We start from the raw sequence: 22,374 nt of genomic DNA on the forward strand, positions 1-22,374 counted from the left end.
CTGTCGCTCCCGGTTCGGGGGCGACAGATTTAATGGATATACAGGTAAATTGCGAGGAAGTGGCAAAAACTGCCGCCCAGCACGAAGCCATGCCAGATAGCATGATTATAAGGAATTCGTTCACAGGCGTAGAAAATAACGCCTAACGAGTAAATCACGCCGCCGAGGGCCAGAAGCGTTACGCTGCCCGGAGCCAGTTTGATTACCATCTGGTAAATCACCACCAACGATAACCAGCCCATCAGCAGATAAGTCACTAACGACAAAACCTCAAAGCGATGCGCGATGGTCAGCTTAAAGAGAATACCTACTAGTGCCAGGCCCCAGATAACAATCATCAGCCCGCGCGCCAGAGGCGAGTCCAGCCCGACGAGTAAAAAGGGTGTGTAAGTCCCTGCTATCAGTAAATAGATCGCGCAGTGATCAAAGGTCTTCAACCAACGCTTAGCGCGTTGATGGGGAACCGCGTGATAAAGCGTTGAAGCGAGAAACAGCAAAATCATGCTACCACCGTACAGGCTATAACTGGTTATCGCTGTCACGCTTGCGTTGGTATCAAACGCCTGTACTAGTAATAAAATCAGCCCGACGATCCCAAAAACCAGCCCTATACCGTGGCTAATACTATTGGCGATTTCCTCCGCCATTGAATATCCTTTCACTATCAATGGTTTGTCAACCATATGGCAACTCCCGGTGAGACAAAAATGGATAATGCTTAGCACACTCAAATTGAAGTATGACCGGAACAGCATAACTGAGAATGATTCCAGCTAACACCTGTACGCTAAAATAAATCCATCAGAGCTTATAACGATATCGATACAATAAATTCACACCAATAATTTACTAATGGAGCACAGGATGACGCAGCTATCTTTTGGCGCAATGAGTGAAGTGATTAACTTTCTGATGGAGATCGACAAGCTGAAACTTGTTGAGCGTCGCACTAAGATTATCGGTCATGGTCGCCCCGAGAACTCAGCTGAACATAGCTGGCATTTTGCCGTAGCAGCCATGAGTCTTGCTCCCTTCGCGCCAGAGAATGTTGATATTTCCCGCGTCGTCCAGATGGCATTACTACATGATATCGTCGAGATTGATGTCGGTGATGTCCTGGTTTATGACCTTGCCGCTCGCACAGCCATTGCCGAGAAAGAAGCCGTCGCAGCTGAAAGGTTGTTTGGTTTGTTACCCAAACCACAGAGCACTCTGTTTTTACAGCTCTGGCAGGAATATGAAGCTGGTGCCACAGCCGATTCTCGCTTCGCAGGTGCGCTCGATAGAATCCTGCCTATCCTGCAAAATTTGCATAACGAAGGGCAAAGCTGGCGTGAGAATGGAATTTCGCTTGAACAAGTATTGAAGCGCAACGCGCTGGTGGGCGAAAGCTGGCCCGAATTATGGCAACATGTCGTCGGTCATTTATATTCAGCGCAAGAAAAAGGCTGGTTAATTTAATTCAGGAAGACCCAGATGTTTACTCATGCAGCAATTGCCAATCTCAATGGCCTGGAAATGCTGGTCTATAACTTTGTCATCAAAAATCGTGACAAAGTGATGTACATGACAATCCGCGAGTTGGCTGATGCGGTGGGCGTTTCCACGACGACAGTGCTGCGTTTTTGCCGTAAGCTGAACTGCGAAGGCTATTCTGAATTTCGTGTGCGCTTTAAATTGTATCTTGAACAAAATGATGAGCAGCTGGTTAATTTTGGCCCGAGTGAAATAATCAGCTTTTTTAAAAGTACCAACAATGAAGAATTTGATAATTTAATTGATCAGGCAGTTGATATAATTTGCTCATCCGAACGAATTATATTTGTCGGAGCAGGGACTTCTGGTGCTTTAGCTAAATATGGTGCACGTTTCTTTTCTAATGTCGGAAAATTTAGTAACCATATTGATGACCCTTATTTCCCAGTCACTAATGACATGGCGAAAAATGCCCTGGCAATTGTGCTTTCTGTTTCTGGCGAAACAGAAGAGATCCTGCGTTTCGCCAGCCAGTTTAGCCTGCACAACTGTAAAGTGCTCTCCATTACCAGCCACGAGAACTCAGCGCTGGCAAAGCTTGCGGACTTTAATATCTCCTGGCACATTCCCCTTACACGCGTCGGTGGGGTGTATGACATCACCACGCAAATCCCGGTCATTTATATTTTAGAAACCATCGGCCGTAAATTGGCTAAGAAGATGGCATAAAAAAACAGCCTGTTTTTTTCATGTAACAAATCACATAAACCGTGATTTGTTATATCGTGACAATTAAATCTCATTTGCTAGACTCCAGACCAGAGTTTATTAATGCACTGCCATTTTGTGATGTATTCCACATTATTTCTGGCACTGACTGTGAGATTACAAAATATGAAAAAACTGACTTTACCTAAAGATTTTTTATGGGGCGGTGCAGTTGCTGCACACCAGGTTGAAGGTGGCTGGAACAAAGAAGGTAAAGGCCCAAGTATTTGTGATGTGCTAACCGGTGGCGCGCATGGCGTACCGCGTGAAATCACTCAGGAAGTTATCCCCGGCAAATATTACCCGAACCATGAAGCCATTGATTTTCATGGACGTTACAAAGAAGACATCGCACTGTTTGCAGAAATGGGCTTCAAATGCTTCCGCACCTCAATCGCCTGGACGCGTATTTTCCCTAAAGGCGACGAACTGCAGCCGAATGAAGAAGGGCTGAAATTCTACGATGATATGTTCGATGAGCTGCTGAAATACAACATCGAGCCGGTAATCACCCTGTCCCACTTTGAAATGCCTCACTATCTGGTGACTGAATACGGTGGCTGGACCAATCGTAAAGTGGTCGATTTTTTTGTTCGCTTTGCTGAAGTCGTATTCGAGCGCTACAAAAGCAAAGTGAAATACTGGATGACTTTTAACGAGATCAATAACCAACGTAACTGGCGCGCGCCGCTGTTCGGTTATTGCTGCTCTGGTGTGGTTTACACCGAACACGATAACCCTGAAGAAGTGATGTACCAGGTACTGCACCACCAGTTCGTGGCCAGTGCTATGGCGGTGAAAATTGGTCACCGTATCAATCCTGAGATGCAAATTGGCTGCATGCTGGCGATGGTGCCGCTATATCCTTTCTCCTGCAAACCAGAAGATCAAATGTATGCACAGGAGTCCATGCGCGAACGTTATGTCTTCACCGACGTACAACTGCGTGGTTACTACCCGTCTTATGTGTTGAACGAGTGGGAGCGCCGCGAATTCAATATCAAAATGGAAGCAGGTGACGAGCAAATCCTGCGTGAAGGCGTATGCGATTACCTCGGCTTCAGCTATTACATGACTAACGCCGTGAAGGCCGAAGGCGGTAGTGGTGATGCGTTATCTGGCTTCCAGGGCAGCGTACCGAACCCACACGTTAAAGCATCTGATTGGGGCTGGCAAATTGACCCGGTTGGCCTGCGTTATGCACTTTGTGAGTTGTATGAACGCTACCAGAAACCACTGTTCATCGTTGAGAATGGTTTTGGCGCTTACGACAAAGTGGAAGAAGATGGCTCAATCAACGACGATTACCGCATTGATTATCTGAAAGCTCACGTTTCCGAAATGATGAAAGCGGTCACGTATGATGGCGTAGATTTGATGGGATATACCCCATGGGGCTGCATTGACTGCGTTTCATTCACCACCGGTCAGTACAGCAAACGCTACGGCTTTATCTATGTGAACAAGCACGATGACGGTACTGGCGATATGTCACGCTCACGTAAGAAAAGCTTTAACTGGTACAAAGAAGTGATTTCCAGTAACGGCGAAAATCTTTGATTAATTTGCTCGATATAACGCCCCATTTTTGGGGCGTTATAATTCAGGTAGGTAATCCAAAACGGAAGCAGGCACCAGTTTCAGGCCCTTCCACCAGCGCAATATCGCTACCATGTAGCTGTAACATCTGGCGCACTATCATCAGCCCTAATCCACCTACTCTGATGTGCGACTGGTTAACAATAGACGGGCGCACAAACAGCCCCTCTTTGAGCTCCTGTGGGATCCCGGGCCCATTATCGCTTATTTGCACCATCACTTTTTCATCCTCTTTCCACAGGCGAACCGCGACAGTTCCCTGCTCTGGCGTATGGCGAATTGCGTTGTCGAGCAAGTTAGTCAGCACCCGCTCAATCATCCCCAAATCTGCATCAATCAACGGCAAACCAGGTTGAATATCAGCCACCAGTTGCAACTGACGAGTTTGCGTCATAAGTTCGAATTTCTGGAAGACATCCTGCAACAGTTCACTCAGGCAAAAATGCTCTTTTTGTGGTTTCACCACACCGTATTCGAGGCGAGCTAGCTCAAACAATGATTGTGCGAGGGTACGTACTTTCTGGCTCTGCGCTAAAGCGATTTCCAGATACCGCTTTTTCTCAGCTTCGGAAAGTGTTGCGGACATAACAGATAAGCTTTCCAGATAACCGTGAAGTGAGGTTAACGGTGTGCGCAGATCATGAGAAATATTGGCGATAAATTCACGGCGCAGCTGGTCTTGCTGCGAAAGGCGGTGCCACTGTTCTGAAATCCGCCTCGCCATCATGATAACCCCCTGGCGTAACTGGCTAATTTCATCATTGCTCTCTACTTTTTCGCAAGGGAGTGCGGCCATAGCCTGCATTTCTGCCATGCCACCGGTTTCCAGCGCATTCACCTGGCGTGAAAGCGAGCGCAGTGGCCGGGTAATCCAGCGAAATGCCAGCCCCCCAACAATCAAACCCAGTAATGCAACCAGGCTTATCGAGAGCAAAACCACTTTAAACAACGTGTTCGACTGCGCGTCGCTGGCAAGCGCATTGTAATTTTCACCCAGCAAAATGACATATAGATAGCCTTTCACCTGCCCGTTTTGCCGCATAGGTGCCACGCTAAACACTTTTTTGCCATCAAGACTGCGTGGATCATCACCATAGATCGGATATTGCCGATCGTTAAGAGCTAACTGGATCGGCGCCAGATCGACTTGATGGCGTTTAATATGATCCGGCGGTGCACCATCGCCAATAATATTGCCTTGTTCATCTAACAGATAAACTTCAACGCTCGGGTTTACCGTCATCAAATGATCGAACAAAGTCCGCACTGAATCATTATTCAGGCCATCTTGTCCAAGAAGTGGATAGCTTTGGTTGATGTGTTCGGCGAGTGAGCCGGAAAGTTGTTGAATCATCGCCTGGCTGTACTGCGTGCTGGTGCGAATTTGCACCCACCCCAACAACGAGCAAGAAGTGATAAGCAGTAACGCAAAAACCAGAGTCAGGCGCTGTGAGAGAGTGAGTTTTCGCATGATTTACTCGTGTCGCGGTGCGATGAATTTATACCCTTTTCCCCACACCGTCAGAATGAATTCAGGCTCTGCAGGGTTATCTTCAATCTTGATGCGCAGCCGATTGATATGCGTGTTTACCGTATGTTCATAGCCTTCGTGTTGATAGCCCCAAACCTGGTTGAGCAAATTCAGCCTGGAAAAGACTTTGCCAGGGTGTTTGGCAAAAAACCACAGCAAGTCAAACTCACGCGGCGTCAGTTCAACAGGTTGTTCTCTGAGGCGCACATCTCGCGCAAGCGGATCAATTGTAAGTCGGTCAAAAGTCAGTGATCCTGCATCCTGCATCAGGTTCTGGCTCATCGCTTCCTGGCGGCGGAAAAGTGCTTTAACGCGCGCGACAAGTTCCAGCATCGAAAATGGCTTTGCCAGGTAATCATCGGCACCGAGTTCCAGCCCTAAAACCCGGTGCGTTTCACTGGATCGCGCGCTTATCATCACAATCGGCGTATAACGCGTCATGGTGCGGGCGTGGCGGCAGATTTCCAGTCCATCAACACCCGGAAGCATAAGATCCAAAATCAGCGCATCCCAGCCCCCCTGCTTGAGTAGTTGCAATCCCTGAGTGCCATCTGCCGCATGGACAAGCTCATAGCCTTCTTCTCGCAAATGGAGTTGCAGAAGTTCAGCAATATTTTCGTCATCCTCGACGATTAGTAACTTTTTGGGCTTCATCACTTCGCCTTTTATACCTGCGTTAAAGGAAGTCTATACAACAAACGGACGTGGAGTTATCACATTTAATTTAACTTTTCGTGAGACTTTGGCGAACAGATTTAGACCACACTCATTTCAACGCAATAACCGGAAATAAAACGATGGATACTCCAACGTTTCAGGTTAAACCCATCATCGTTCATCCGATGTGGTTGAGGATTTGCCACTGGTTGAATGCACTGGCAATGCTTGTCATGGTGGCAAGCGGATGGCGGATTTATAACGCCTCGCCGCTGTTTAATTTTACTTTTCCAGCAGAGTTAACCCTCGGTGGTTGGTTAGGCGGTGCGTTGCAATGGCATTTTGCCGGGATGTGGTTATTCGGTATAAACGGCGTGGTTTATCTGCTGATTAATATTTTTAGTGGCCGCCTGAAACGCAAGTTTTGGCCTTTATCACCGCGTGAATTAATAAACGATTTTCTCGCAGCTCTGCGTGGAAAACTGGCTCATGACGATCTGCGCCATTACAACACGGTACAAAAAATGGCGTATTTATTCGTCATGATCGACGGGATCATTTTAGTTTGTTCAGGCCTGGTGGTGTGGAAGTCAGTACAGTTTCCACTCTTACGCGAATTATTAGGGGGTTATGACAACGCGCGCTTTATCCATTTTTATGCCATGTCTGGAATGGTGGGATTTGTCATCATTCATCTGATTATGGTGGCGCTGGTGCCAAAAACTTTACTCGCTATGCTGCGTGGGCGATAAGGGAAAAAGATGAACAATAAAAATAAGCTTTTCTCTGACTCCGATAAAGCAGCCATTATTCACGACGCCAAGAAAGAAATTAATAAGCAGTTATCATCGGAAGGTCGCCGCCGTTTTTTAAAACAAGGTTTAACGCTGGGTGGTTTGATGATACTAACCGGTTGCGATATTAGTGATAACCAATCGGTAGAAAACACATTAAGCCGTATTTCACGCTTTAATGACCGGGTACAGGGCTGGATATTTAATGCCAATGACCTCGCGCCGGTTTATCCGGAAAGCATGATGACACGCCCCTTTCCCTTCAATGCTTTTTACAGTGAAGAGGAAGCACCTGTGGTTAATGGCGATTCATACCGTCTGGAAGTCGCCGGTTTAGTGGCTGATAAACGTCCCTGGACACTCGCTCAACTGCATCAAATGGCGCAGGTCAGTCAGGTGACACGCCATATCTGTGTTGAAGGCTGGAGCGCCATTGGCAAATGGGGCGGCGTGCCATTCTCGCTATTTCTCAAAGGCATTGGTGCCGATTTAAATGCCCGCTACATCAGTTTCAAATGCGCTGACGATTATTACACCAGCATCGATATGGCAACGGCGCTGCATCCACAAACCATTATTGCATTAACTTACGATGGCGAAATATTGCCGCGTAAATATGGTTTCCCAATGAAGTTAAGAATGCCAACCAAGTTAGGATATAAAAACCCAAAACATATTTTAGTTATGGAAATAACCAATCGTTATCCCGGAGGTTATTGGGAGGATCAGGGTTATAACTGGTTCGGTGGAAGTTAAAGTAGTAGGCCCATGAATTATTAAGACTTCACAAACCTAAGTAGTTAATTAAACGACGAGGATATAGAAAATGAAAAAACTCTACACAGCTCTGATGTGCTCAGCGTTATTCTTTGGTGTAACGGCTGCAAATGCTGCCGATAATATGGCTAAAGATAATATGGCCAAAGATAACATGGGGAAAATGTCTCATGACTGCTCTAAAGACAGTATGAAAAAAGAGTGCATGTCGAAAGACCATATGTCGAAAGACAGTATGTCAAAGGATCATATGTCCAAGGACAAAATGTCTAAAGACAATATGGCTAAAGACGAGATGGGTAAAAAGTCATAACCCAAATAATGGCAGTTCACCGAAGCATTCAGGTGACTGCCATTGATCCTATTTGCCACCCGCTAAATCCAGGAAACTCCCCGTCACGTAAGAGGCGTTATCGCTAAGCAACCAGACAATAGCCTGTGCGACCTCTTCTGGCTGGCCGCCACGTTTCATCGGCAAAAGATCTTTTACGCGATCAACACGCCCGGCTTCACCGCCAGAAGCATGCATTTCGGTATAGATGAAACCAGGGCGCACGCCATTTACGCGAATGCCCTGCGCTGCAACTTCCACTGACAGCCCGGTGGTTAACGTATCCACCGCACCTTTTGACGCCGCATAATCAACATATTCGCCTGGCGCACCTAAACGTGACGCAGCAGACGAAACATTAACAATCGCGCCCCCCTTTCCACCGTGGCGAAACGCCATGCGTTTTACGGCTTCCCGGCAACAGAGAAAATAACCGGTGACGTTAGTCGCCATCACTCGATTGATTCGGTCTGCTGTCAGTTCTTCGATGGTGGATTGCTGGAACAAGATCCCGGCGTTATTGACCAGCGCGGTCACTGGCCCGAAAGCATTGTCGATTTCAGCGAACATCGCCATCACTTGCAGTTCATCGGCGATATCCGCTTTGATGGCAAGCGCCTCGCCGCTATGCGCACGAATAATACTCACCACTTCATCAGCAGCTTGTTTATTTTGCAGAAAATTAACCACGACTTTGTAGCCAGCCTGTGCCAACAGGATAGCGGTCGCCCTGCCTATGCCACGACTTGCGCCCGTTACCAAAACCACGCCCATTTTGCCTCCTGATTTACAGATAAAACAAAGGGCACCGAAGTGCCCTTAAGAGTGTATCGCGGGATAAATGTTACTGATATTCGCTCATCGGCACACAAGAGCAGAACAGATTGCGGTCGCCGTATACATCATCCAGACGTTTCACCGTTGGCCAGTATTTATTGCTATGGCCTACCGGGAACACCGCCAGTTCGCGGGTATATGGATGTGTCCAGTCAGCAACGATTTCGTCCTGCGTGTGCGGCGCGTTAACCAGTGGGTTATCTTCCAGCGGCCATTCACCACGCGCAACGCGGTCGATTTCAGTGCGGATAGTCAGCATCGCATCGATAAAGCGATCCAGTTCCAGTTTGCTTTCTGATTCAGTTGGCTCGACCATCAACGTACCCGCAACCGGGAACGACATCGTTGGCGCGTGGAAACCGAAATCAATCAGTCGTTTAGCAATATCCAGTTCGCTGATGCCAGTCTCTTCTTTCAGTGGGCGAATATCGAGAATACATTCATGCGCCACATGGCCACTGCGCCCTGTATAAAGAATCGGGAAGGCAGATTTCAGGCGAGTGGCAATATAGTTAGCGTTCAGGATTGCCGTCTGGCTTGCCTTTTTCAGCCCCTGCGCACCCATCATGCGGATGTACATCCAGCTGATTGGCAGAATCGATGCACTACCAAACGGTGCTGCGGAAACTGCGCCCTGTTGAGTCAGCATCTCTTCAATTTGCACAACGCTATGGCCTGGTACGAACGGAGCCAGGTGCGCTTTCACACCGATCGGCCCCATACCTGGGCCGCCGCCGCCGTGTGGAATGCAGAAGGTTTTGTGCAGGTTAAGGTGAGAAACATCGGCGCCGATATAGCCCGGTGAAGTGATCCCGACCTGTGCGTTCATATTTGCGCCATCGAGGTAAACCTGGCCGCCAAACTGATGCACGATCTGGCAGACTTCACGGATCGTCTCTTCGTACACGCCGTGAGTAGACGGGTAGGTCACCATGATACAAGACAGGGCATCGCCAGCCTGTTCGGCTTTCAGGCGCAGATCGTGAAGATCGATGTTGCCCTGTTTATCACAAGCCACCACCACCACTTCCATGCCAGCCATTTGCGCAGATGCCGGGTTAGTACCGTGTGCTGAACTTGGGATCAGACAGATATTACGACTGCCTTCGTTGCGGCTTTCATGGTAACGACGAATCGCCAGTAAGCCCGCATATTCACCTTGCGCACCAGAGTTTGGCTGCATGCAAAGCGCGTCGTAACCGGTCAGTTTCACCAGCCAGTCAGACAGCTGAGAAATCATCTGGTGGTAACCTTCTGCCTGGTTTGCCGGGCAGAATGGATGCAATTCTGAGAATTCAGGCCAGGTAATTGGGATCATCTCAGCAGCAGCGTTCAACTTCATGGTGCATGAGCCAAGTGGGATCATCGCCTGGTTGAGCGCCAGATCTTTGCGTTCAAGCGAGTGCATGTAACGCATCATTTCGGTTTCGCTGTGATAGCGGTTAAATACCGGATGCGTCAGGATCGCGTCTTCACGCAACATGCCTTTCTGAATAGACAGGCTATCACCTGCCACGTTTTGATCTAATTTGTCGATATCCAGACCATGGTTCTCACCCAGCAATACGGTGAACAGCGACTGTACATCTTCACGCGTGGTGGCTTCATCAAGTGTGATGCCAACTGCATTCAGAATGTCGCTGCGCAGGTTGATTTCACTCGCTTCAGCGCGCGCCAGAACAGCAGCTTTATCGGACACTTCAACACAGATAGTGTCAAACCAATGTTTGTGACGCAGCACCAGGCCTTTTTGCTGTAAGCCTGCGGCCAGAACATCAGTCAAACGGTGAATGCGCCATGCAATGCGTTTCAGGCCAGCCGGGCCGTGGAAAACTGCATACAGGCTCGCAATGTTTGCCAGCAGAACCTGAGACGTACAAATGTTGGAGTTCGCTTTCTCGCGGCGGATATGTTGCTCGCGAGTTTGCATCGCCATGCGCAGCGCAGTACGGCCCGCTGCATCGCGGGAGACACCGATAATACGGCCAGGCATGGAGCGTTTAAATTCGTCACGCGCGGCAAAGAACGCGGCATGTGGACCACCGTAGCCCATTGGCACGCCGAAGCGCTGTGCGGAACCAAACACGATGTCTGCACCTTGTTTACCTGGTGCGGTCAGCAGAACCAGCGTCATAAAGTCAGCGGCAACACTCACGATGACTTTACGTTGTTTCAGTTCGCTAATCAGCGCGCTGTAATCATGCACTTCACCGGTAGTACCCACTTGTTGCAGCAGCACACCGAATACATCCTGATGATCCAGCACTTTCGCGGCGTCATCAACAATCACATCAAAGCCAAAGGTTTCAGCACGGGTGCGCACCACATCCAGCGTTTGCGGATGCACGTCGGCGGCAACAAAGAAACGGTTGGCATTTTTGAGTTTGCTGACGCGCTTAGCCATTGCCATTGCTTCAGCAGCGGCAGTGGCTTCGTCGAGCAAAGAAGCAGAAGCGATATCAAGGCCAGTAAGATCCAGCGTAACTTGCTGGAAATTAAGCAGAGCTTCAAGACGGCCTTGTGATACTTCAGGCTGATACGGCGTGTATGCGGTATACCAGCCTGGATTTTCCAACATGTTACGCAGAATCACCGGGGGAGTTTGCACCGCGGTGTAACCCATGCCGATGTACGTTTTAAAACGCTTGTTACGGCTGGCAATGGTCTTTAATTCAGCCAGAGCCGCGAATTCGGTTGCAGCCTCACCCACCTGCGGTGGCTCGGCAAGCTGGATATCAGCCGGAACGATCGAAGCGATCAGCTCGTTTAACGAACGAGCGCCCACCGTCTCCAGCATTTCGTGTTGCTGCTGTGCGTTTGGTCCAATGTGACGGTCGATAAACGCTTCGTGATTTTCAAGCTGACGTAAAGACTGGGTCATGAGCGGTGATTCCTGAAACATGTGGGGCTTTAGCGGTGGATGGCACTATGTTTATCCACCCTACAAACCGGGCTGGTACAGCTCACCCGACTAATTTCAATTCCTAAAATCATTTGTGTTGCTGGTAGGCGGTAAGCGAAAACATCGCCAGGTGCGTACATAAGTACGTGACTGAGGTGTTTGAGCGACGCCAACACCCCAGCAACACGAAGGATGAGGGAATTTATTCGTCTTCTAACAGAGCTTCGTACGCAGTTGCGTCCAGCAGACCGTCCAGTTCAGACTCGTCGCTAGCTTTGATTTTGAAGATCCAACCCGCGGCGTACGGCTCACTGTTGATCAATTCTGGCGCATCGCTCAGTTCGGTATTCACGGCAATGATTTCACCGCTGATTGGTGCATAGATATCGGAAGCCGCTTTCACAGACTCGGCAACAGCACAGTCATCACCCGTGCTTACAGTTGCACCAACATCTGGCAGGTCGACAAACACCATATCGCCCAGCAGCTCTTGCGCGTGCTCGGTGATACCAACGGTGTAAGTACCATCAGCTTCTTTACGCAGCCACTCATGCTCTTTGCTGTATTTCAATTCGTTAGGCACATTGCTCATTGTTTTTCTCCTGATTTCAAATTCACTGCGCGACAGCTTTACCGCCGCGAACAAAAATTGGTTTGGTTACTTTGACCGGCATTTCTCGGTTGCGGATTTGAACAATGGCAGTTTCGCCAATGCCCGCAGGAACACGTGCCAGAGCAATGCTGTAACCTAACGTCGGCGAGAAGGTCCCGCTGGTAATAACGCCTTCACGGATGTTGCCTGATTCATCAGTAAAACGAACAGGCAGTTCATTACGTAATACGCCTTTTTCCGTCATGATCAAGCCAACGAGCTGGTCGGTGCCTTTCTCACGCTGGCTCTCCAGGACTTCACGACCAATAAAATCACGGTCTTCAGGTTGCCAGGCGATAGTCCATCCCATATTCGCGGCTAATGGAGAAACACTCTCATCCATTTCCTGGCTATACAGGTTCATACCGGATTCCAGACGCAGCGTGTCACGCGCGCCAAGGCCGCAAGGTTTCACGCCAATCTCAACCAGTTGCGCCCAAAACTCGGCAGCTTTTTCATTTGGCATGGCAATTTCATAGCCCGCCTCACCGGTATAACCGGTGGTGGCAATAAACAGGTCACCCGCCTGAACACCGAAGAATGGCTTCATACCAGCCACTGCTTTGCGTTGTTCTTCAGTAAACAATTGCGCGGCTTTAGCCTGAGCATTTGGACCCTGAACAGCAATCAGCGACAAGTCATCACGCACGGTGACTTCAACGGCGAACGGTTCAGCGTGTTGATTAATCCAGGCCAGATCTTTTTCGCGGGTGGCGGAGTTCACCACCAGGCGGAAGAAGTCTTCGGTCTGGAAATAGATAATCAGGTCATCGATAACACCGCCGGAGGCGTTGAGCATGGCGGTGTAGAGGGCTTTACCCGGTTGGGTCAATTTCGCTACGTCGTTTGCGACGAGATAACGCAGGAATTCGCGGGTGCGGCTGCCTTTCAGATCAACGATGGTCATGTGGGAGACATCAAACATTCCGGCATCGTTGCGCACTGCATGGTGCTCATCAATCTGCGAGCCATAGTGCAATGGCATCATCCAGCCATGGAAGTCCACCATGCGCGCACCGCAGAGATTGTGCTGTTCAAACAAAGGGGTCTTTTGAGTCATTTTTTCCTCTTTAACCATCTGGTTGAAAAGCGTATTTCGCTTTTCTTTTCTTCAGACGAAACCCAGCACCGCCATCGATCCCGAGGGCGACGCAAACGTTACCTTTTGTCTGAAGTTACCACTGAATGAGGGAGTAAACCATAAGGCTAAAATCGTTATAGCATTAGCTTATGACCAAAACAGAAGCCGCAGCATGCAGAGTATTCGACTGGAAAAATGCGAGACACCGCGCATAAATAAGAAGTGTTTGAGTCATAATTTAGCGTTAGCTAACATTTACGACCATTTCAGAAACAAATTCACTACATCGCTAAAAACGTGGAATGAGAAAAAGTAATCCGAAATAACAGGTGAGATTAGAATTTTTCAAATGAGGGGGCGTTTCCCTTTCCGATAAACGAAAAGGGAATTGTGACGTAGTTATCTTAACCAGGCCGGAAGATCGTGTAAGCCCATCGCCTGCTTTACAAGTTGCGGTTTCACACCCGGCAACGTATCCGCTAGTTTCAGGCCAATATCGCGCAGCAGTTTCTTCGCCGGGTTGCTTCCAGCAAACAGATCGCGGAAACCCTGCATACTGGCAAGCATCATCGCCGCGCTGTGTTTACGGCTACGCTCGTAGCGACGCAGATACAAATACTGCCCGATGTCTTTGCCCTGGCGATGCAAACGACGCACTTCATCAATCAGTTCAGCGGCATCCATAAACCCAAGATTCACACCCTGCCCGGCTAACGGATGAATGGTGTGTGCCGCATCGCCAACCAGCGCCAGGCGGTGAGCCGCAAAATTGCGGGCGTAACGGCCTGTCAGTGGGAATACCTGGCGTTCGCTTTCAACACTGCACAAACCAAGGCGCATATTGAATGCGACGGACAGCATCTGGTTAAATTCTTCATCGCTTACCTGTTGCATACGTTCAGCTTCCAGCGGCGGCAATGACCAGACAATCGAACATAAATGCGGGTCACTTAATGGCAGGAAGGCCAAAATCCCTTCACCATGAAACACCTGACGAGCCACTGCTTCATGTGGTTCAGCGGTACGGATGGTGGCAACCAGTGCATGATGGCGATAATCCCAAAAAGTCAGCGGAATATCGGCCTGATTGCGTAGCCAGGAGTTCGCACCATCAGCGCCGACAACCAAACGCGCGGTCAGCATTGCACCATCTTTCAAGGTAATAAACGCTTCGTTTTCACCCCATGCGACCTGTTGCAATTCGGCTGGAGCCATCAGAGTCACGTCGCTGCACTGCTCGGCACGCTGCCACAAGGCATGATGGATTACCGAGTTTTCGATAATGTGTCCAAGATGACTGAAACCAAAGGATTTATCGTCAAAAGCGATATGCCCGAAGCTGTCTTGATCCCACACTTCCATGCCGTGATAACAACTGGCGCGTTGAGCGATAATTTTCGGCCATACGCCAAGGTGAGCCAGCAGTTTTTCGCTGGCGGCATTGATGGCAGAGACACGTAATGCCGGTGCAGATTCAGGGGCTAGTGGTTGCGGGAGGTGGTTATCCAACACAGCGACTCGCAAACCACTGCCTTGTAGACCACAGGCAACTGCCAGTCCAACCATGCCACCACCAACAATCGCCACATCAACGCTTTGCAAATTGACTCTCCTTTAACGCGCAACCCAACCGAGGGTACGCCGTGCCAACACATCACGTGCCGGGGTAAAATGTTCCATCGCCATTAGTCCAAGATTGCGCCCCACTACCAGCGGAACCCAACGGTTGGCGAACAGTTGAACTAAGCCATCCGTCACGCCAATGGTGGCAATTTTATCTTCACTGCGACGTTGCTGGTAGCGAGCCAAAACGGCATAGCTGCCAACATCCTGAGATGCTTCGTGCGCAACAGCCAGATTTTCAGCAAGCGACATGACATCCCGCAAGCCAAGGTTAAATCCCTGTCCGGCAATCGGATGCAAGGTTTGCGCAGCATTTCCGACCAACGCAACGCGGTGTGATACCGACTGCGAAGTCGTAGTCAACGACAGAGGGTATTGCGCTCGCGCACCAGCATGGGTAATTCGCCCAAGTCGCCAGCCAAATGCACGCTGTAATTCGTTGCAGAAACGCTCGTCGCTCCACTGCGATATTTCAGCCTGAGCGTCCAGCGGATGGCACCAGACTAACGAGCAGCGCCCATCAGACATCGGCAACATCGCTAGCGGACCATGCTCGGTAAAACGTTCGAATGCGCGCCCGTGATGAGGCTCAGAGGTGGTGATATTGGCGATAACCGCCACCTGTTGATAATCCTGTTGCTGCCAGGTCATGCCGCACTGCGCGGCAAGCGGTGAACGCGAACCATCGGCAGCCACCAGCAACTGGCCTTCGATTAGCTCGCCGTTATCAAGCTCGACGCTGACTTTATCCGTTTCACGCGTAAACGACGAAACACGCTGCGGGCAATGTACAGTCACACCCGGCGTTTTACGCAGCAGAGCAAACAGGCGTATCCCAACGTCGTGCAGTTCCACCACCTGGCCCAGCGCGGGAATTTGATAATCCTGCGCTTCCAGCGTGACAAAACCCGCATGGCCACGATCGCTGACATGCACGGTGGTAATTGCCGTCGCGCAGTCTTTAATAGCAGGCCACACACCAATGCGTGTTAATTGCTGGCAAGTCCCTTGCGCAATGGCGATAGCGCGAGCATCAAAACCGGGGTGCATCGCAGATTCAGGATCTACTGCTTCAATCAAATGGACCGGCAATGTTCCGTGGGTCAAATGCGATATCGCAAGTGCCAGGGTCGCGCCCGCCATACCGCCACCGACAATAATCACGCTCATGACTGACGTGCCGCCGCCATTAAGGCTTCAATATCATCCGCGGATTTCACCACGCTGGCGGTCAGATTTTCGTTACCGTCGGCGGTGATAAGAATATCGTCTTCAATACGAATACCAATGCCACGGTACTCGGCGGGCACATCTGCATCTGGCCCAATGTATAAACCAGGTTCAACGGTGATAACCATTCCCGGCTCAAGCACCCGAGAGCGATCCTGACCATAAGCGCCAACGTCATGTACATCCAGCCCCAGCCAATGGCTCAAGCCGTGCATAAAGAATGGGCGATGGGCATTGTCAGCAATCAGTTGCTCAACCTCACCTTTGAGAATGCCGAGCTTCACCAGTCCATTAACCATAATGCGCACCACTTGCGTGGTAACTTCCTGCATCGAGGTGCCTGGACGATAGAGTTGTAGAGCAGTTTCAAGGGATTCGAGGACGATGTCGTAAATCGCACGCTGCGGCGCGCTGAATTTACCGTTCACCGGGAAGGTGCGGGTAATGTCACCGGCATAACCTTTGTATTCACAACCTGCGTCGATTAACACCAAATCACCATCACGCATCTGGCTTTCATTTTCGGTGTAATGAAGAATACAGCCGTTTTCACCGCTACCCACAATGGTATTGTAAGAGGGGAAACGCGCGCCATGACGATTAAATTCGTGATGGATTTCACCTTCAAGCTGGTATTCAAACATGCCCGACTGGCACTTTTCCATCGCACGGGTATGTGCAAGCGCAGTGATTTCCCCGGCGCGGCGCATAGCGACAATTTCTTCTTCCGACTTAAACAGGCGCTGTTCGTGAACCCAGGGGCGCCAGTCAGTCAGTGTCGTCGGTGCGCTGAGATTCTGACGAGATCCATGGCGCAGTTTATCCAGTGCGGCAAACACAATGTTATCGGCATAAGCGTATTCGCCCTGCGCGTGATAAACCACATCAAGCCCGTTGAGCAATTGATGCAGTTGCTGGCCGATTTCGGAGAACGCCAGCGCACGATCAACACCCAGCTTTTCAGGCGCAGCTTCCTGCCCAAGACGGCGACCAAACCAGATTTCGGCCGTTTTATCACGCAGGCGGTTAAACAGAACGCTGTGGTTATGGGTCTCGTCGCTTTTAATCAATACCAGTACAGCTTCAGGTTCGTTGAAACCGGTGAAGTACCAGAAATCGCTGTTCTGGCGATACGGATACTCACTGTCGGCACTGCGTGTTACCTCGGGAGCTGCAAAGATAAGCGCGGCGCTTGCCGGAGCCATTTTGGCCAACAACGCCTGACGGCGCCGGAGAAATTCGTGCTGAGTCATCACACCTCCTGAAGCTTATAATTATTAATGCAGAGTGGGTTTTTGCACTTCTGGCGCAGTCGGAACCGGGCGAGTAAAGGTGTCATGGCATAGCAATGCAGCCACTCGAACATACTCGACGATCTCTTCAAGCGACATTTCCAGCTCTTCCTGATCTTCGTCTTCGTCATAGCCCAGTTGCGCAATGTTACGCAAATCGTCGATAGCTTCGCCGGTTTCGCCAGTCACTTTATCGAGCTTAGGTTGAGTCACGCCCAGACCCAGTAAAAAGTGGTTTACCCAACCCGCAAGAGCATCAGCACGCTGGAATACCGTTACATCGTCGCCATCTGGCAGATAAAGCTGAAACAGAAAACCATCATCTTCCAGCGAGTCACCGGTTGCGCCGTGCATCTGGCGAAGTGTATCTGCAAGGTTTTGCCCAAAAGCCAGACCTTCATTTGTCAGGTCGTGCAACAGCGGTTGCCAGCTGGTGTCTTTGTTGCCACCACATAGCATGCCGCTGATCAGGCCGTGCATTTCAGAGGCCGTCAGACCCACACCTTGTTGGTTCAATAGTTGGCCGACTAAGTCATAGTCAGGCATAGTGTTCTGTATAGACATGCGCATTCGCCATCGTTGGCAGGGATAGTTCATGTTATGCTACCACCAGGGACCCCAAGGCACCAGAAAAGGGCTTGTATCTTCATTTCGGGATAGCTATAGTGACGCCCCTTTCGTTACCAGGTACGGTAAACGAAGGCAGGCGAGTTAACAGCAGGAAGGTGGCATGTCTGCACAACCAGTCGATATCCAAATTTTCGGTCGTTCATTGCGCGTGAATTGTCCGCCTGAACAACAGGATGCACTGAATCTTGCGGCGGAAGAGCTTAATCAACGGTTGCAAGATTTAAAAGTTCGCACTAGAGTCACAAATACTGAGCAGTTAGTTTTCATCGCAGCACTGAACATTTGCTACGAGTTGGCTCAGGAAAAATCGAAAACCCGCGACTACGCTTCCAATATGGAAGAACGTATTCGAATGTTACAGCAGACCATCGAACAAGCGTTGCTTGAACAAGGTCGCATAACAGAAAGACAGGGTCCAAATTTTGAATAACACTTCGCAGTTACCTATGGTAGAGTAACTTTGAAGACCAAATTTCTCTGAGATGTTTGCATGCGGGCCAGTCCCCTGAGCCGATATTTCATACCACAAGAATGTGGCGCTCCAGATTCTGTGAGCATGCTCGGTCCGTCCGAGAAGCCTGATGATTCTGACGCTGCATTCACCTTGAACCAAGGGTTCAAGGGTTACAGCCTGCGGCGGCATCTCGGAGATTCCCTCTTTCTACCAACCAGTCATCACCATGACGAAAATTCAGTTAATCCCATCGCTTCGCCAGGAAATCCGACAACATATTCGGCAACGACGCCGTGCACTCACTCCAATTGAACAACACCATTTTGCTGAACTTGCCGCTGTGCGGATGCTCGCATACGGGCCTATTGCAAAAGCAGCTACGGTCGCCGTGTTTTTGTCGTTTGATGGTGAACTGGATACCACGCCGTTAATTCGCGCTTTATGGCAAGCAGGAAAAACCGTTTATCTTCCAGTGCTTCATCCTTTTAGTAAGGGCAATTTGCTGTTTCTGCGTTATGCCCAGGATAGCCACCTGGTGATGAATCGTCTGAAAATCCTTGAGCCCAAACTTGATGTCCGCGACGTGCTACCGCTGAATAAACTGGATGTGCTGATTACGCCGCTGGTTGCTTTCGACGAGCAAGGGCAAAGACTGGGAATGGGTGGTGGTTTTTACGATCGCACGCTGCAGAACTGGCAGCAGCATGGTTTGTGGCCAGTTGGGCTGGCACACGATTTCCAGCACGTTCCGGCGTTACCCGCAGAAGAATGGGATATCCCATTGCCTGCGGTCGTCACGCCGTCAAAGATTTGGCAGTGGTGAGATCAGGCTACGCGCAGTTTCAGTAGCTGTTTTGTGTGCCAGTATTGCAGTATCAAAACCGTAGTCAGCGCACCGAGAAGCGCACAAAACATATCTGATTGTGTGTCCCAGACGTCGCCCTGAGTCCCCAAAAACTCATCTGCTCCCTGCCCTAATGACAGCGCCGCCGCCCATTCAATGAGTTCATAAACCGCACTGATGGCGAGTGCGACGCAGCACACCAGAAACGCGATCATTTTACGCCCACGAACATAGCCACCCCGAATCAGAATTTCTCGTGCCGCCAGTGCGGGAACCAGCCCCTGGAAAAAATGTCCGAGTTTGTCATAAGGATTACGGCTCAAACCCAACCACTCCTGAACTTCAAAACCGATCGGCACTTTGGCGTAGGTATACAAACCGCCCACCATCAAAATAATGGCGTGCAGAAAAATCAAAATATAGAGCAGTGGCGTGAGGGGAAAACGCGAATGAGTCGCTAAAAGCAGAGGGATAATGATAATGACCGGAGTGACTTCCATCAGCCAGGTCAGCCTGTCTGCGGTGCTAAATCCCGTATAGATGAGAATCAGCAGAAGTATAAAGGCACCGGATTTTAAGAATGTAGTTGTCATGTTACTTCGCCACCTGGCTAAAAGCCTAACTATCCGTGGGACAGGCGGAAAAAACAACTCAGGAAAAGGACTTTAAGAAAAAACGGGAGCCCGTGCAGGCTCCCGTAGACTTGAGATTAGTAAAGCAGACGGGCGCGGATAGTGCCCGGAATCGCCTTCATAGATTTCAGTGCCGCTTCAGCAATATCTTCTTCGGCGTCCACATCAATAACGACATAACCCATTTGCGGAGTTGTTTGCAGGTATTGAGCAGCAATGTTGATACCTTGCTCGGCAAAAATCTGGTTCAGTGCGGTCAAAATGCCCGGGCGGTTTTCATGAATATGCAGCAAACGGCTGGTGCTTCCACCGTGCAGCGGCAGAGACACCTCTGGGAAATTCACCGCAGACAACGTTGAGCCGTTATCAGAGTATTTTGCAAGCTTGCCAGCGACTTCCAGGCCGATATTCTCCTGCGCTTCCTGAGTAGAGCCGCCAATGTGCGGAGTCAGGATCACGTTATCAAACTCACACAGTGGTGACGTGAACGGGTCACTGTTGGTCGCAGGCTCAGTTGGGAAGACGTCGATTGCCGCCCCCGCCAGATGCTTACTTGCCAGCGCATCACACAGAGCCGGGATATCAACAACGGTACCGCGCGCGCAGTTAATCAACAGTGAACCTGGTTTCATCAGCGCTAATTCATTTGCACCAATCATATTCTTCGTAGATGCATTTTCAGGCACATGCAGACTAATCACGTCGCTCATATTGAGCAGGTCTGAAAGATGTTGAACCTGAGTCGCGTTACCCAGCGTCAGCTTGTTTTCAATATCGTAAAAATAGACGTGCATCCCCAGCGCTTCAGCCAGAATACCCAACTGAGTCCCGATATGGCCGTAACCGATGATGCCGAGTTTTTTACCACGCGCCTCAAAAGAACCAACCGCCAGCTTATTCCACACGCCGCGGTGTGCTTTGGCGTTCGCTTCCGGTACACCACGCAGCAGCAGCAGCAGTTGGCCAATAACCAACTCAGCAACAGAACGAGTGTTGGAGAACGGAGCATTAAACACTGGTACACCGCGTTTAGCCGCAGCATCCAGGTCAACCTGGTTGGTGCCGATGCAGAAACAACCCACAGCCACCAGCTTTTCAGCCGCCGACAGAACATCTTCAGTTAAGTTAGTACGGGAACGCAGACCAATGAAATGCGCATCACGGATCGACTCTTTAAGGGCTTCGCTATCCAGCGCGCCTTTGTGATATTCGATGTTGGTATAGCCTGCTGCGCGAAGGTTATCCACGGCTTTCTGGTGTACGCCTTCCACCAGCAGGAATTTAATCTTGTCTTTATCCAGTGATACTTTTGCCATTTCCCGACCCTATTTTTAGAACTGATGTTGTGCTGTGTGATAAGACACCCTTCTGCCAAAATATCAAAAAATACGGGCGGGGCAATATAAACGATTGCGCACTCATCTGGTCAAAAAAGGAATAAGCCATAGCTGGCAGCAGAAAATGCTAAGTAGAAGAGAGAACCAGGAATGAAAAGTAGACAGTTGTTAATAATGTGACATATGTCACCAAATTTGGCGTTAGATTATTTTGTCATTTTTTATTCATTTTAAGGGGCGCTAATGCGCCCCGGTCATATCATTTCACAATGGTTTTCACGCCATCGGCTGTACCAATCAACGCAACATCTGCGCCACGGTTAGCAAACAGGCCGACAGTCACGACACCAGGTATGCCGTTAATTGCATTTTCCAATGCAATTGGCTCGACAATGCTCAGGCCATAAACATCAAGAATGATGTTGCCGTTATCGGTCACCACACCCTGGCGGTATTCAGGGCGGCCGCCCAGTTTGACCAGTTGGCGAGCCACACAACTACGTGCCATTGGAATCACTTCAACCGGCAGAGGGAAGTTACCAAGAATACCCACTTGCTTGGACGCATCAGCAATGCAGATAAACTTTTCCGCCACAGACGCGATGATTTTTTCGCGGGTAAGAGCGGCACCACCGCCTTTGATCATTTGCATCTGGCCGTTGATCTCATCTGCGCCATCTACGTAGATGCCCAGTGAGTCCACTTCGTTAAGATCGTAAACCGTGATACCAAGGCTTTTCAGTTTGGCGGTAGAAGCGTCGGAGCTAGAAACAGCGCCATCAATTTGATGCTTGATAGTCCCGAGAGCATCAATAAAGTGCGCGGCAGTTGAGCCAGTACCCACACCAACGATCGTGCCTGGTTGCACATATTGTAATGCTGCCCAGCCGACTGCTTTTTTCAGTTCATCCTGCGTCATGGTTTTTT

22 protein-coding genes and 1 other RNA gene are annotated in these 22,374 nt (G+C 49.8%); 9 read left to right on the top strand and 14 right to left on the bottom strand.

The window, feature by feature from the left end; genetic code table 11:
* Positions 1 to 29 precede the first annotated feature (29 nt).
* Positions 30 to 683, bottom strand: coding sequence for a PAQR family membrane homeostasis protein TrhA (trhA, locus tag M979_RS13820; protein ID WP_034457713.1), 654 nt, complete (start codon positions 681 to 683; stop codon positions 30 to 32).
* Positions 684 to 852: 169 nt separating this feature from the next.
* Between trhA and M979_RS13825 the strand changes: the two genes are divergently transcribed.
* From M979_RS13825 to M979_RS13835, 3 genes are all read left to right on the top strand, one after another.
* Entirely contained in the window at positions 853 to 1,461 is a 609-nt protein-coding gene (locus M979_RS13825) for an HD domain-containing protein (protein ID WP_064555281.1), read from the top strand.
* 15 nt (positions 1,462 to 1,476) lie between these two features.
* Entirely contained in the window at positions 1,477 to 2,205 is a 729-nt protein-coding gene (locus tag M979_RS13830) for a MurR/RpiR family transcriptional regulator (RefSeq protein ID WP_034457717.1), read from the top strand.
* A gap of 165 nt (positions 2,206 to 2,370) precedes the next feature.
* Positions 2,371 to 3,804, top strand: coding sequence for a 6-phospho-beta-glucosidase (locus M979_RS13835; RefSeq protein ID WP_064555300.1), 1,434 nt, complete (start codon positions 2,371 to 2,373; stop codon positions 3,802 to 3,804).
* A 43-nt stretch (positions 3,805 to 3,847) separates the two neighbouring features.
* On the opposite strand, the gene M979_RS13840 is transcribed toward M979_RS13835, so the two are convergent.
* Together M979_RS13840 and M979_RS13845 are read right to left on the bottom strand one after the other, a co-directional pair.
* Entirely contained in the window at positions 3,848 to 5,314 is a 1,467-nt protein-coding gene (locus tag M979_RS13840; protein WP_064555282.1) for a sensor histidine kinase, read from the bottom strand.
* Between the two features lie 3 nt (positions 5,315 to 5,317).
* Entirely contained in the window at positions 5,318 to 6,031 is a 714-nt protein-coding gene (locus M979_RS13845) for a response regulator transcription factor (protein WP_064555283.1), read from the bottom strand.
* 140 nt (positions 6,032 to 6,171) lie between these two features.
* Between M979_RS13845 and M979_RS13850 the strand changes: the two genes are divergently transcribed.
* The 3 genes from M979_RS13850 (at position 6,172) to M979_RS13860 (ending at position 7,915) form a co-directional block, all read left to right on the top strand.
* Positions 6,172 to 6,783, top strand: a complete 612-nt coding sequence (locus M979_RS13850; protein WP_064555284.1) for a cytochrome b/b6 domain-containing protein — start codon at positions 6,172 to 6,174, stop codon at positions 6,781 to 6,783.
* A 9-nt stretch (positions 6,784 to 6,792) separates the two neighbouring features.
* Positions 6,793 to 7,581, top strand: a complete 789-nt coding sequence (locus tag M979_RS13855; RefSeq protein ID WP_064555285.1) for a molybdopterin-dependent oxidoreductase — start codon at positions 6,793 to 6,795, stop codon at positions 7,579 to 7,581.
* Between the two features lie 70 nt (positions 7,582 to 7,651).
* Positions 7,652 to 7,915 (top strand): pentapeptide MXKDX repeat protein, encoded by a 264-nt coding sequence (locus tag M979_RS13860; RefSeq protein WP_064555286.1) that lies wholly within the window; start codon positions 7,652 to 7,654, stop codon positions 7,913 to 7,915.
* A gap of 48 nt (positions 7,916 to 7,963) precedes the next feature.
* Here M979_RS13860 and M979_RS13865 read toward each other — a convergent pair whose 3' ends face one another.
* The 8 genes from M979_RS13865 to M979_RS13900 all read right to left on the bottom strand — a co-directional run bounded on the left by M979_RS13865 (position 7,964) and on the right by M979_RS13900 (position 18,114).
* On the bottom strand, positions 7,964 to 8,707 hold the full coding sequence (locus M979_RS13865) for an SDR family oxidoreductase (RefSeq protein WP_064555287.1): 744 nt from the start codon (positions 8,705 to 8,707) through the stop codon (positions 7,964 to 7,966).
* A 70-nt stretch (positions 8,708 to 8,777) separates the two neighbouring features.
* Positions 8,778 to 11,651, bottom strand: a complete 2,874-nt coding sequence (gene gcvP, locus M979_RS13870; protein ID WP_034457725.1) for an aminomethyl-transferring glycine dehydrogenase — start codon at positions 11,649 to 11,651, stop codon at positions 8,778 to 8,780.
* A 223-nt stretch (positions 11,652 to 11,874) separates the two neighbouring features.
* Positions 11,875 to 12,264 carry a glycine cleavage system protein GcvH gene (gene gcvH / locus M979_RS13875; RefSeq protein WP_034457727.1) on the bottom strand — a complete coding sequence of 130 codons (390 nt, stop codon included), beginning with the start codon at positions 12,262 to 12,264 and terminating at the stop codon, positions 11,875 to 11,877.
* A 22-nt stretch (positions 12,265 to 12,286) separates the two neighbouring features.
* The gene (gcvT, locus tag M979_RS13880; protein WP_064555301.1) at positions 12,287 to 13,384 is read right to left on the bottom strand and encodes a glycine cleavage system aminomethyltransferase GcvT; all 1,098 of its coding nucleotides are present in this window, start codon (positions 13,382 to 13,384) and stop codon (positions 12,287 to 12,289) included.
* A 420-nt stretch (positions 13,385 to 13,804) separates the two neighbouring features.
* Positions 13,805 to 15,007 carry an FAD-dependent 2-octaprenylphenol hydroxylase gene (ubiI, locus tag M979_RS13885; RefSeq protein ID WP_064555288.1) on the bottom strand — a complete coding sequence of 401 codons (1,203 nt, stop codon included), beginning with the start codon at positions 15,005 to 15,007 and terminating at the stop codon, positions 13,805 to 13,807.
* A gap of 12 nt (positions 15,008 to 15,019) precedes the next feature.
* A complete protein-coding gene (gene ubiH / locus M979_RS13890) occupies positions 15,020 to 16,198 on the bottom strand; it encodes a 2-octaprenyl-6-methoxyphenyl hydroxylase (protein ID WP_064555289.1) in 1,179 nt (392 codons plus the stop codon).
* Positions 16,195 to 17,511, bottom strand: coding sequence for a Xaa-Pro aminopeptidase (gene pepP / locus M979_RS13895; RefSeq protein ID WP_064555290.1), 1,317 nt, complete (start codon positions 17,509 to 17,511; stop codon positions 16,195 to 16,197). The genes ubiH and pepP overlap by 4 nt, the downstream gene beginning before the upstream one ends.
* Positions 17,512 to 17,535: 24 nt before the next feature.
* Positions 17,536 to 18,114 carry a YecA/YgfB family protein gene (locus tag M979_RS13900; RefSeq protein ID WP_034457734.1) on the bottom strand — a complete coding sequence of 193 codons (579 nt, stop codon included), beginning with the start codon at positions 18,112 to 18,114 and terminating at the stop codon, positions 17,536 to 17,538.
* Positions 18,115 to 18,280: 166 nt separating this feature from the next.
* Here M979_RS13900 and zapA point away from each other — a divergent pair, with 166 nt between their 5' ends.
* From zapA to M979_RS13915, 3 genes are all read left to right on the top strand, one after another.
* The gene (gene zapA, locus M979_RS13905) at positions 18,281 to 18,610 is read left to right on the top strand and encodes a cell division protein ZapA (RefSeq protein ID WP_034457736.1); all 330 of its coding nucleotides are present in this window, start codon (positions 18,281 to 18,283) and stop codon (positions 18,608 to 18,610) included.
* 41 nt (positions 18,611 to 18,651) lie between these two features.
* A non-coding RNA gene (gene ssrS / locus M979_RS13910) (6S RNA) lies at positions 18,652 to 18,835 on the top strand.
* A gap of 25 nt (positions 18,836 to 18,860) precedes the next feature.
* The gene (locus tag M979_RS13915; protein ID WP_064555292.1) at positions 18,861 to 19,457 is read left to right on the top strand and encodes a 5-formyltetrahydrofolate cyclo-ligase; all 597 of its coding nucleotides are present in this window, start codon (positions 18,861 to 18,863) and stop codon (positions 19,455 to 19,457) included.
* Between the two features lie 2 nt (positions 19,458 to 19,459).
* Here M979_RS13915 and M979_RS13920 read toward each other — a convergent pair whose 3' ends face one another.
* The 3 genes from M979_RS13920 to rpiA form a co-directional block, all read right to left on the bottom strand.
* Positions 19,460 to 20,071 (bottom strand): DUF2238 domain-containing protein, encoded by a 612-nt coding sequence (locus tag M979_RS13920; RefSeq protein WP_064555293.1) that lies wholly within the window; start codon positions 20,069 to 20,071, stop codon positions 19,460 to 19,462.
* Between the two features lie 116 nt (positions 20,072 to 20,187).
* The gene (gene serA / locus M979_RS13925; protein WP_034457741.1) at positions 20,188 to 21,426 is read right to left on the bottom strand and encodes a phosphoglycerate dehydrogenase; all 1,239 of its coding nucleotides are present in this window, start codon (positions 21,424 to 21,426) and stop codon (positions 20,188 to 20,190) included.
* Between the two features lie 280 nt (positions 21,427 to 21,706).
* The gene (rpiA, locus tag M979_RS13930; RefSeq protein WP_034457743.1) at positions 21,707 to 22,366 is read right to left on the bottom strand and encodes a ribose-5-phosphate isomerase RpiA; all 660 of its coding nucleotides are present in this window, start codon (positions 22,364 to 22,366) and stop codon (positions 21,707 to 21,709) included.
* Positions 22,367 to 22,374 lie beyond the last annotated feature (8 nt).

Origin of the sequence: Buttiauxella noackiae ATCC 51607 (assembly GCF_001654865.1) — a bacterium.
GTDB lineage: Bacteria > Pseudomonadota > Gammaproteobacteria > Enterobacterales > Enterobacteriaceae > Buttiauxella > Buttiauxella noackiae.